Here is an 11731-nt window from a genome sequence, read left to right as displayed (position 1 = left end):
CAAGATTTAGATAGTGATGATGATGGTGTTAATGATGTAGTGGAAGGAGGAAATTCAGATATTGATGGAGATGGTCAAGTAGATAATCCATTAGATGATACTGATGGAGACGGAATAGCAGATAGTGTAGATGGATTAGATGGACATGGTGATGCTAACGATCCTGATAATGATTCAGATGCAACAGACCCAGATAGTGGAGGTAATGGAGTGGTTACAGATAGTGGAACTGATAGCGATGGAGATGGAATTGCAGATAGTGTTGATGGATTAGATGGATTTGGAGATGCTTATGATGATAATTGTATCAAGGATGAAAATTATATTATTAGTCCAAATGGTGATAATTTAAATAATTATTTGCATATTGAATGTATTGATAATCCTGAGTATAGAAACAATACACTTGAAATTATTAATCGTTGGGGTAATATTGTATACAGAGTAAAAGGTTATTCAAATATTGATAGTAATAAGAGATTTGAAGGTATTTCAAATGGAAGAGCAACTATCAGTGTAGATGATAAATTACCAGTAGGAACTTACTTTTATAAGTTAAATCTAGGTAATGGATCACCAATAAGAAAAGGATGGATTTACATAAATCGATAAAAATTAGTATTTTAACAGTAGAATAAATTGATGTATAAAAGTTAAAGTTAAATGAAATTAAACCTAATCTTAGTATTTAGCATATGTTGTGTGTTTATAATTAATGCACAACAAGACCCTCAATATACACAATACATGTATAATACTATGAGTGTAAATCCAGCTTATGCCGGATCTAGAGGCCACGGAGTTATTACAGCAATTGGTAGAACTCAATGGGTTGGTTTCGATGGTGCTCCAGAAACACAAAATTTAAGTTATGATACTCCTTTAGGGTATTCAGGTTTAGGTTTAGGTGTTAACTTGGTAAATGACAAAATAGGACCATCCCACGAAATTTATTTAGATGCAAATCTATCTTATACAGTAGAAACAAGTGATTTAGGAAATTTAGCCTTTGGTTTACGTTTAGGAGGTAGATGGTTGAATATAGATTGGACTAAAGGTAGAGTACAAGATGCAGAAACCTTTCCACCAGTTAATAGATTTTTACCAACTATAGGAGCTGGTATTTATTTTCATAAGCCAGAATGGTATATCGGTTTATCGGTTCCTAATATCTTAAGAAAAGAACATTACGATGCAGATACAGCTGTAGGTGAAGTAGCGGTAGAACGAATGCACTTTTTCTTAATAGCAGGTTATGTTTTTGACATAAATGAAGATTTGAAATTTAAACCAGCAGCTCTATTAAAAGGAGTTTCAGGAGCGCCATTATCATTAGATGTATCAGCTAATTTATTATTTAATGAAAAATTTAGAGTTGGTTTAGGTTGGAGATGGGGTGATTCTATAAGTGGACTTTTAGGGTTTCAAGTATCAGATTCAATGTTAATAGGTTATTCTTATGATTTAACAACCTCAAATTATAATGTCGTTAATTCAGGAACACATGAAATTATGCTACGTTATGAGTTATTAAGAGAAATAAGATACAGATCTCCTCGATTTTTTTAAAACAACATCTTATGAATTTAAAGAATACTTTATTACCAATATTATTAATGGTGACTATTGCTGGTTTTGGACAAAGTAAAAAAGTAGCAGACCGTTATTATGATGAGTTTTCTTATGTTCAATCAGCAAAACTCTACAAAGCATTAATAGAGAAGAAAGGAGATACTTCTAAGCATGTAATAAGCCGTTTAGCAGATTCTTATTATAATAATGTTGAAACAGAAAAAGCTGAAAAGTGGTATCAAAAACTGGCATCAATATATAAAAATGATTTAGAGGATAGATACTTATTTAAATATGCTCAGGTTCTGAGAAGTAATGGAAAGTATAAAAAATCAGATTCTATTTTCTTAACATTGGCTTCATCAAAAAATAATAATAGAAAGGAAGAACTAAAAAAAGAGAATTACTTATTAGATTATTCATCGAATAAAAATGTAAGAATAGGAGTTAGAAATTTAGCGATTAATACTCCTTTTTCTGATTTTGGAGGAATGTTGTTAAATGGTAAATCATATTTTACTTCAGCAGTGCCAAAAGGAGGAAAAAGAGAACGAATTTATAAATGGAATAATCAACCGTTTTTAAATATTTATAGTGCTGAAGAAGAAATCCAAACATTAGAAGAGAATGTAAAAGACACGGTTTTAACATTAGTTAGACCTCGTTTAATAGATGTACCTATTAGTTCAGATTATCATGAATCTACACCTGTATTTACCAATGATGGTAAGACTATTTATTTTACTAGAAATAATGTAAGTGGTAAAAAAGTAGGAAGAGATAAAAAGAATACATCAAATTTAAAAATCTATAAGGCGAATTTTATTAACGGTTTTTGGATGAATGTTAGAGAATTGCCGTTTAATGGAGATGAATATTCAGTTGGTCACCCAGCATTAAGTCCTGATGAAAAAACATTATACTTTGTGTCTAATATGCCTGGAGGTTTTGGAGCAACAGATATTTATAAAGTTGCTATTTTAGGTGACGATGAATATGGAGAACCAGTAAATTTAGGAGAAACAATTAATACTTCAGACAAAGAGATGTTTCCTTTTATAGGTGAAGACAATACATTATATTTTTCTTCAAATGGACATTTGGGATTAGGATTGTTAGATATTTTTCAATCGAAAATAAAAAATGATTCTATTTTTTCGTCTATTAAGAATTTAGGATATCCATTTAATAGTAAGAGAGATGATTTTTCTTTTTTTATAGATGAAACTGGTAAAAAAGGGTTCTTTTCTTCTAATAGAAAACAAGGAAAAGGAGATGACGATATCTACAGCTTTTTCATATATACCGATCCACCAATATGTAAACAATCTATAGAAGGTATAGTTACAGAAACAGTAAATAATACACCAGTAGATGGAGCTACTGTTAAACTTTTTGATTTACAAGGAAAGGTAATAAAAGAAGCGATATCAGACTTTAATGGTAAATATGTATTTAATGACATTTTATGTGATAAAAATTATAATATTCTTGCCAGTAAGTTAGATCATAAAACAACAGGTAAAAGAAAGATAAAAATAATTAAAGGAAAGCCAACAAATGTAGATCTAAATTTAATTCCTTTAATTGTTGGAAACCAAATTGTAATTAATCCTATTTATTTTGATTATAACAGAGCTATTATTAGAGAAGATGCACAATATGAATTAGAAAATATTGTCACAGTTATGACTAATCATCCAGAAGTAATCATTAAAATTGAATCACATACTGATAGCAGAGGACCTAGTGACTATAATAGAAAGTTATCTGACAGAAGAGCAAAATCTACAAGAGATTATATTTTATCTAGAGGTATAGAAAAAAATAGAATTATTAGTGCTATAGGTTATGGAGAAGATCAGTTATTAAATGATTGCAATGATGCTAATAAAAGAAAATGTACAGAAGAAGAGCATCAAAAGAATAGAAGATCATATTTTTATATAGTAAAAGGAGTTGATAAGATAAAGGCTAGACAAGAAGCAGAAAAAATAGCAGTACAAAAGAGAATATCAAAAAGAAACAATTTCTTAGACTTTTTAAGGAAGAATTTTAAAAAATCTAAAAGTGATAGAGCAGAGGATAATAAATGTTATAGAGATGCTGAAAGAGATTGTAATGACAAAAAAAATATAATCTTAAAGAATTATAAGAATTAAATAAATAGTAAAATATTTAATCTTATATACCTTTTGTAACTATATTAATGAAAGAAATGATTTTAATTTAGTTTCAAAAGGTTTTTTTGTACTTAATAATTATAGGAGTATTTTGTATTATAATTTTGTTTTTATAAGGTTATTTAACCTATATTATATATGATTTAAAGTAAATTTTAGCTTTAAAAATAAGTTATTCATTAGTTGACATTTTTTCATCCTCCAAAAATTATGTATTTTATGTTTAGATTAACATATTTGAAGGTTTAAACTATGAATTATAATTATACTAACTATGTTAAGATTATTAAACTTAATTTATTAGAGGGCTTTAAATGCTATCTTTCTAATAAATTCTATTAAGAGTAATGATAGGTAAACATAAAAAAAACGGGTCAAATTTATTTGACCCGTTTTTTTAATAAGTTTATTTATAAATTCCCTAACTCTAGTTAAGCGTAAAGTTTACTGGAATATAATATTCTACATTTGCTAGCTTTCCATTTTGTTTACCTGGAACAAAAGTTGGTAACTTAGAAACCATTCTTTTAGCTTCTTGCTCTAATAAATGACCATTTTTAGGGCCTTTCATTCTTATGTTTGTTACTTTACCATCTTTACCTATAATGAAACGTACCCATACTCTTCCTTCAATGTTTTGCTCAGCTGCAGCGTCTGGATAGTTAAAGTTTCTTTGTATATGACTAACCATTCTTTGATTAAAACAGTTAATTTTTTGCATATCAGAAACTTTTAAACAAGCTTTAAATTGAGGTATGCTTTGAACTTCAGCAAATTTTACAAAGTCAGTAATTAAAGGTTCTTTGGTTATACTAGCTCTTTTTACAGGTGCTTTTTTAATTGTTTTTTTAGCAACAGTATTGTTATTAGCTGTTCCTTCAGGACCTCTAAAAGTAATTGGAACTCCGTATTTAACTTTTACAGTTTTACCATTGTGCTTACCAGGTATGAACTTAGGTAATTTACTAATAATTCTACTTGCTTCATTTTCTAATAATTCTCCACCTTTTGGACCTCTCATTTGGATCGCTTCCACATTTCCAGTTTCGTTTATAGTAAATTGTACTAAAACTCGACCTTGAATTCCTTTATCAAACGCATCTTGAGGATACTTGAAATTTTTCATAATATGTTTAGCCATTTGAGTTTCAAAGCATTTAGCTTGTTTTATTAATGGCACATTGTTACATTTAGAAAATAAAGGAATTTCCTCAACTAAGTTAAAAGGAATTTTTTCTATGGTAGATGAATTATCTTCTAATTCAAGTTTCCCTATTAATAAAGAGTTTTTCTTTACGTCAGCAACCTTTTGAGACGAATTAATTCCTACCGCTGAAACAGCTTCTTTGTTCTTACGAACAACACGTCTTCTTGTAGAAACACTAATTGATAATTGCTTTTTATTTCCATCTTTAGTATCTTCAATAGCACATTTCGTTATACTGTTAGGGTCTGCTATTGAATCATCAGGAGTATCACATTTTTCTTGTTGAGAAACAGCCATTGTAGACACTAGCATAGCTGCCACTAGTAAAGGGAATTTCTTCATAATAGTACTCTATTTAAGGGGTTAACAAGAAGGTTAACGTATTATTAGGTTGTAAATGTATGAAAAAATTATAGACAAGCAAACTTATTTAAACTTTTTTTTAAATAAGTTAACTTACTGCTATTTAGTAGGTTATTTTTTTGTGACTTTTTATCCTTTTTTTGGAGCTCTAAAGATAATTGGTAAAGCGTATTTTACATTGACACTGTTTCCATTGTGTTTACCAGGAATAAATTTTGGAAGTTTGGCTATTAATCTTGTTGCTTCACTTTCTAAAAGTTCTGTTCCTTTAGGTCCTCTTTTTTTTATATCAACAACATTACCATCTTTATCAATAGTGAATTGTACCATAACTTTCCCTTCTATTCCCTGAGCAATGGCTTCTTTTGGGTAATTAAAGTTATTAATGATATGTTTTATCATTTGTTGTTCAAAACATTTTGATTGTTCTAAAAGTGGTGTGCTTTCACATTTAGAAAAAAGCGGAATCTGTTCAACTAAATGAAACGGTATTTTTTTTAATGAAGAAACAATATCATTTTTTATATTTAATTTTTGTAGTTTTAATGTATTGTCTTTGTGGTTTTTAACCTCTTTTGATGCATTGAGGGAAACATTAGATTGTCTTATTTTTCTGTGCCTTTTTCGTGTAGACAATTTTTTATTATCAGAATCTTCAAGAGCTTTCTTTACATCTTCAATAGAGCATTTAGTTACACTAATACTATTAGGATCGTTTATATTTTCATTTGGTGTCTCGCATTTTTCCTGTGCTATAGCGATTGTAGATATAAATAAAGCTATAAGTATTGAAAGGGGAAATCTCATAGTTAGTTTTTTAAAGGGTTATTTTTGGGAGTGTGAAAATAATACAACGATATGATATATTGTATGTTTGTATATTAATTTAATGTTAAGTTAAGAGGGAATGAATAAGTAACTATAACAGGAAAGCCTTGCATTTTACCAGGAGTAAAGTTTGGAAGTTTATTTAGTATTCGTATTAACTCTTTGTTTAGTAGTTTGTTATGTTTTTTACTTTTGATTTTTGGCTTTATAACTTTGCCATAAATATCAATACTAAATTGAATGAATACTTTATCCTTAATAGACTCATCAAGAAACTCATAAGTAGAAAACTTTTTAGAAAAATGAGTGTTTATTTTTTCTTTAAAACACTTAACATTATCTTCTCTTGTAGAATTTTTACATGAATTAAACATTGGGATTTCTTCCACAAGATTAAAAAGAACTTCTTTTGTTGCATTAGGAAGGTTTAAAACAGTTTTATTGTTTTGTATTTCTAAATCAATATTATTTCCTTCTACTTTTAGTTGACTTGATTGCTCTTTATTAGCAATTCTCCTGAGAGGTCTTTTTCTAATTATTCTTGTTCGTGTTATTTTTTTAGAATAATCTTCTTTTTCTTCAATTTCGCATTTTTTAACAGATATTGTATTTGGATCAATAGTATTTTCTTTTTGAGTTTCACATACATTAACCTGACTATAAATGTATAGTACATTAAATAGATAGAATAGGGGAATAAGTATAACCTTTTTCATTTTAAATTGTCTTAGTTGTATTGCACTGTAAAGATGAAAAAGCTTTTTATTGTTTTGTTTAAGAGAATATAATATATGCTTTAATTAATGTTTGATTAAAAGTTAAGAAAGTTAATTTATGGTAAATAAAAAACTCCCTACTTAAGTAGAGAGTTTTGAATTATGTTTTTTGAAAGTTATTTATTTAACATTCATTAATTCAACATCGAAAATTAACGTTGCATTTGGAGGAATTACTCCACCAGCACCAGCTTCACCATACGCTAAGTTAGAAGGAATAACTAAACGGGCTTTATCTCCAACTTTTAATAATTGAATTCCTTCATCCCAACCAGCAATAACTTGTCCTATTCCAACAGCGAAGTCAAATGGTTGTTTACGTTTGTATGAAGAATCAAATACAGTTCCGTCTAATAATTGACCTTTATAGTGTACAGAAACCATAGCTCCTTTAGTAGCTTGTTTACCTTCACCATTTTGTAAGATTTTATAACGTAATCCAGAAGGAGTTTCGTCATAACCAGCAGCGACAGAATCTAATAATTCTTTTTGCTTAGCTAAAGCTTCTGCTTCACGTTTTTCACGAGCACCTTCAAAAGTTCTAAAAGCTTCAACAGCGTTAAAATTTTCAGCAGTTTCACCTACACGAATAATTTCAACATCCATACTATCACCTTGTTCAACAGCATCTACAATCTCTTGTCCTTCAACTACATTTCCAAAAACAGTGTGCTTACCATCTAACCATGGTGTAGCTGTATGAGTAATGAAAAATTGAGAGCCATTTGTTCCTGGTCCAGCATTCGCCATAGATAATTTTCCAGGGGCATCGTGTTTTAAATCAGGGTGAATTTCATCATCAAATTTATAACCAGGATTTCCAGTTCCCGTACCTTGAGGGCAACCACCTTGAATCATGAAATCAGCGATAACACGGTGAAATTTTAATCCATTATAATAAGGAGTACCTTGAGGTTTAGCTGAGTTTTCTAAGTTACCTTCTGCTAAAGCAACAAAGTTACCAACAGTTCCAGGTGTTTTTTCATATTCTAAATTCACTAAAATATCACCTTTAGGTGTTGTGAACTTTGCGTAAATTCCGTTATCCATTTTTATTTAATTATCTTATTTATATTGAATAATGTTTTTCCTAAGAAAAAGCAAAATTAGTTTTTTACTGATAAAGTTGAAAGGTTAAAATTTAAACCTATGTTAATATTGTTTGAGTTTACATTTCCAAATGGAGAATAGTAACGTCCACCAGAAATTGAAAGAGAGGCTCTATTAGTTATATCATAATTTAACCCAATTGCTGGACGAATAATAATTCCTTCGTCAGTATCTACACCAGCACCACCTCCAGCACCTGCCATAAACTCCATAAAACCACGAAATTTATTATTTATAAAGTATGGAGAGTATATTCCTGCACCAACTAATCCGTGTGCATAACCACCTGAACGGCCTTCGTAAGCAAAACTAGCTTCTCCAACAATGTATAACCATTTGTTAAGATCATAACTTACTTTTATAGCTATGGATTGTAAATCAATACTTTTTGCTCCAAAAGTATCATCTGTTTTGGCAACATCTAAATATGTTTGATTTTCAATACCAATTCTTATTCCTTGTGTATAATAACTATTATTCTCGACTTTATTTGTTTTAGTACCTCCATTTAAACCAAAATATTTTAAACCAAAACCAACAGTGTAAGCTTCCAAATCACCGTCAATAGCTCTATAATATCCTCCATGTCCACTTAACGCTAGTTTATTAGATAATTTTAAGTCAATACCAGCAGAAGGATAAATCATCAAACCACCTTCTGGAGCTACACGACCTCCAGCTGCACCAATTCCTAGTTTACCAAATATATTAATGTATTTAGATTGGTAAGGATGATATCCTGCTCCAAAAAATAAATCCATAAAACCAGCTCGTAGACCTTTATAGATAGCATCGGTATGAGCAAATAGAAAAGTGTTATCGTTTAAATATTTTTGATACTCAAATCCAATAACATATAATGTTTCTGTTAAAGGGTCACCATTATCTTTTTTAGAATTTCCAATTGGCCTGAAAAAATCAAAGCGAATTTGCTGAGCGTTTTTAACAGTTGGTTTACTCCAAAAGCTATCAGGGTCGATATTGTTAGCTACAAAGTTTTGATGTGCTTTTTTATAATCAGTAAAACGTAAAATACTCGGTATTTCAATAAAGAAAGAAACAGAATTACTTTTTATTTCACCAGAGTAAAAGTTAACATGACTATATTGAATACCGAAAGAGTAATTGTTCTTTTTGTATTGTAATCCTATATTAGGATTGATGAAACCACCATCATTAACTAAATAGCGATATCCGCCACCTCCACCAAAATGGAAGTTAGCATCAAAGTATAGATTATTATATATTTTTTTATTAATTCCTAATTCAGCCCCAAGGGTAAATAATCCTCCTTGATCTCCTGTTACAGCAAAGTGAAATGCAGCCCCACCATATAGCCAATCATTTAAAGGAACTTGGTAGTGCAAACCAGCTAACCCCATAGTTGATTTTAATCCGGGGAATTGATTAGAAGGCATCTCAACAGGAATAAAATTCAAACGAACTTTATTATGTAGTTCAGTACCTTTTAAATTAGATAAATTTTCCTGAGCTTTAGAGAAGACAGAAAAAAGAATTAGAAAAAAAGTTAATATATAATGTTTATTCAAATTCACTTGTGAAATGTAATTTTACAGTTGGATATTTACTTTGTGTCATTTGAATGGTAAAAGCAGAATCAGCTAAAAAGACTAATTTACCTTGTTTATCTTTTGCTAAATAACGTTGCTTTACTCGTTTAAACTCTAAGAATTCTTCATTTTTAGGATCTTCAGGTTGTACCCAACAAGCTTTATGTACTGCAATATTCTCATAGGTACATTTAGCACCATATTCATGCTCTAAACGATATTGAATTACTTCATATTGAAGAGCACCTACAGTACCAACAATTCTACGACCGTTCATTTCTAGAGTAAATAATTGAGCCACACCTTCATCCATTAGTTGATCTAAACCTTTATATAGTTGTTTAGACTTCATAGGATCTGCATTATTTACATAACGGAAGTGTTCTGGTGAAAAACTAGGAATCCCTTTAAAGTTTAATTTTTCTCCTTCTGTTAAAGTATCACCAATTTTAAAGTTTCCAGTATCGTGTAAACCAACAATATCACCAGGGAATGATTCATCTACAATTTCTTTCTTTTCAGCAAAGAATGCATTTGGACTAGAAAATTTAACTTTCTTTCCATTACGAACATGTAAGTAAGGAGCATTTCTCTTAAAGGTACCAGATACAATCTTTACGAAGGCTAAACGATCACGGTGTTTAGGATCCATATTAGCATGGATTTTAAATACAAATCCAGTTAGTTTTTCCTCTTTAGAGTCTACTAAACGTTCTTCTGCTTGTTTTGGTTGAGGGTTAGGAGCAATATCAATAAAGCAATCTAGTAATTCTTTTACTCCAAAATTGTTCAATGCAGAACCAAAGAAAACAGGTTGTAAATCACCTTTGATATATTCTTCTTGGTCAAATTCAGGATATACTTCGTATACTAATTCTAATTCTTCACGAAGTGTTTCTGCTGCAGCTTCTCCAATAATGTTATCTAATTCAGGATTGTTTACATCATCAAATTCAACTCCCTCAGAAATGGTTGTTTTATTTTCTCCAGAAAATAGGTTTATTTTTTTCTCCCAGATATTATAAATTCCTTTAAAATCATATCCCATTCCAATAGGGAAACTCATAGGAGTTACTTTTAAGCCTAACTTTTGCTCAACTTCATCTAATAAATCAAAAGCGTCTTTACCTTCACGGTCTAATTTATTAATAAAAACTAGCATTGGTATTTTACGCATACGGCAAACTTCTACCAATTTCTCTGTTTGAGGCTCCACACCTTTAGCTACATCAATTACAACAATAACACTATCTACAGCAGTTAATGTTCTAAATGTATCTTCAGCAAAATCTTTATGTCCAGGAGTATCTAGGATATTTATTTTTTTGTCCTTATAAATGAAAGCTAATACAGAAGTAGCAACAGAAATTCCACGTTGACGTTCAATTTCCATAAAATCGGAAGTGGCTCCTTTTTTTATCTTATTATTCTTTACAGCACCAGCTTCTTGAATAGCTCCTCCAAATAATAATAATTTTTCAGTTAAAGTAGTCTTACCAGCATCAGGGTGAGATATAATTCCAAACGTACGTCTTTTTTGTATTTCTTCTAAAAAACTCATCTATAAAATTTAAGGCTGCAAAGATACGTTTTAAAGTGGAACTGTTCAAAGGTTTAATTGTTGAACTGACTTCTATTTTGTAAGTTTGCTTCTCGTATATTTTTAGAATGAAAGAACAAGTAATATTAGTAGATGAACAAGACAATCCTATAGGATTGATGGAAAAAATAGAAGCGCATGAAAAGGCGTTATTACATAGAGCGTTTTCTGTTTTTGTTTTTAATTCAAAAGGAGAGTTGATGCTACAGCAAAGAGCTGCAGAAAAATATCATTCTCCATTATTATGGACAAATACTTGTTGTTCTCATCAAAGAGATGGAGAAACATCTTTAGAAGCAGGTAAGCGTAGATTACAAGAAGAAATGGGGTTTGTATGTGAACTAGAAGAAGTCTTTTGGTTTATTTATAAAGCACCTTTTGATAATGGTTTAACAGAGCATGAATTAGACCATGTAATGGTTGGAAAGTTTGAAGGAGAACCTGAAATAAATAAAGAAGAAGTAGAAGCATACAAATGGATGCTTTTAGAGGATGTTTTTTTTAATGATACGGCGACCACC

General features: G+C 30.1%; 10 protein-coding genes. 4 read left to right on the top strand and 6 right to left on the bottom strand.

All coding sequences use genetic code 11. The features are described 5' to 3' along the window. From F7018_RS16880 to F7018_RS16870, 3 genes are all read left to right on the top strand, one after another. On the top strand, positions 1 to 612 hold a 612-nt coding region (locus F7018_RS16880; protein WP_175578767.1), incomplete at its 5' end, for a gliding motility-associated C-terminal domain-containing protein. 51 nt (positions 613 to 663) lie between these two features. Beyond that, on the top strand, positions 664 to 1569 hold the full coding sequence (locus F7018_RS16875) for a PorP/SprF family type IX secretion system membrane protein (RefSeq protein WP_150901277.1): 906 nt from the start codon (positions 664 to 666) through the stop codon (positions 1567 to 1569). A gap of 11 nt (positions 1570 to 1580) precedes the next feature. Continuing rightward, a complete protein-coding gene (locus tag F7018_RS16870) occupies positions 1581 to 3734 on the top strand; it encodes an OmpA family protein (RefSeq protein WP_150901276.1) in 2154 nt (717 codons plus the stop codon). A 448-nt stretch (positions 3735 to 4182) separates the two neighbouring features. Here F7018_RS16870 and F7018_RS16865 read toward each other — a convergent pair whose 3' ends face one another. From F7018_RS16865 to F7018_RS16840, 6 genes are all read right to left on the bottom strand, one after another. Then, on the bottom strand, positions 4183 to 5304 hold the full coding sequence (locus tag F7018_RS16865; protein ID WP_150901275.1) for an energy transducer TonB: 1122 nt from the start codon (positions 5302 to 5304) through the stop codon (positions 4183 to 4185). Positions 5305 to 5454: 150 nt separating this feature from the next. After that, complete coding sequence (locus F7018_RS16860) at positions 5455 to 6132, bottom strand: energy transducer TonB (protein ID WP_150901274.1); 678 nt, start codon at positions 6130 to 6132, stop codon at positions 5455 to 5457. 74 nt (positions 6133 to 6206) lie between these two features. Continuing rightward, positions 6207 to 6869: an energy transducer TonB gene (locus F7018_RS16855; protein WP_150901273.1), complete on the bottom strand. Its 663-nt coding sequence runs from the start codon at positions 6867 to 6869 to the stop codon at positions 6207 to 6209. Positions 6870 to 7049: 180 nt separating this feature from the next. Continuing rightward, a complete protein-coding gene (locus F7018_RS16850) occupies positions 7050 to 7979 on the bottom strand; it encodes a peptidylprolyl isomerase (protein WP_150901272.1) in 930 nt (309 codons plus the stop codon). Positions 7980 to 8035: 56 nt separating this feature from the next. Further along, complete coding sequence (locus F7018_RS16845; protein ID WP_246175238.1) at positions 8036 to 9595, bottom strand: hypothetical protein; 1560 nt, start codon at positions 9593 to 9595, stop codon at positions 8036 to 8038. Beyond that, positions 9582 to 11171, bottom strand: coding sequence for a peptide chain release factor 3 (locus F7018_RS16840; RefSeq protein WP_150901271.1), 1590 nt, complete (start codon positions 11169 to 11171; stop codon positions 9582 to 9584). The genes F7018_RS16845 and F7018_RS16840 overlap by 14 nt, the downstream gene beginning before the upstream one ends. A gap of 107 nt (positions 11172 to 11278) precedes the next feature. Here F7018_RS16840 and idi point away from each other — a divergent pair. Beyond that, positions 11279 to 11731, top strand: a 453-nt coding sequence (idi, locus tag F7018_RS16835) for an isopentenyl-diphosphate Delta-isomerase (RefSeq protein WP_246175236.1), incomplete at its 3' end; no start/stop codon positions are given.

The organism is Tenacibaculum aiptasiae (assembly GCF_008806755.1).
GTDB lineage: Bacteria > Bacteroidota > Bacteroidia > Flavobacteriales > Flavobacteriaceae > Polaribacter > Polaribacter aiptasiae.
This window is presented reverse-complemented; position numbering and strand designations above follow the sequence as displayed.

What these genes read in the sequence shown, in the direction of transcription:
- F7018_RS16840 (WP_150901271.1), bottom strand. Translation starts at nt 11,171, where the DNA reads ATGAGTTTTTTAGAAGAAATACAAAAAAGACGTACGTTTGGAATTATA.
- F7018_RS16870 (WP_150901276.1), top strand. Translation starts at nt 1,581, where the DNA reads ATGAATTTAAAGAATACTTTATTACCAATATTATTAATGGTGACTATT.
- F7018_RS16855 (WP_150901273.1), bottom strand. Translation starts at nt 6,869, where the DNA reads ATGAAAAAGGTTATACTTATTCCCCTATTCTATCTATTTAATGTACTA.
- F7018_RS16875 (WP_150901277.1), top strand. Translation starts at nt 664, where the DNA reads ATGAAATTAAACCTAATCTTAGTATTTAGCATATGTTGTGTGTTTATA.
- F7018_RS16850 (WP_150901272.1), bottom strand. Translation starts at nt 7,979, where the DNA reads ATGGATAACGGAATTTACGCAAAGTTCACAACACCTAAAGGTGATATT.
- F7018_RS16865 (WP_150901275.1), bottom strand. Translation starts at nt 5,304, where the DNA reads ATGAAGAAATTCCCTTTACTAGTGGCAGCTATGCTAGTGTCTACAATG.
- F7018_RS16860 (WP_150901274.1), bottom strand. Translation starts at nt 6,132, where the DNA reads ATGAGATTTCCCCTTTCAATACTTATAGCTTTATTTATATCTACAATC.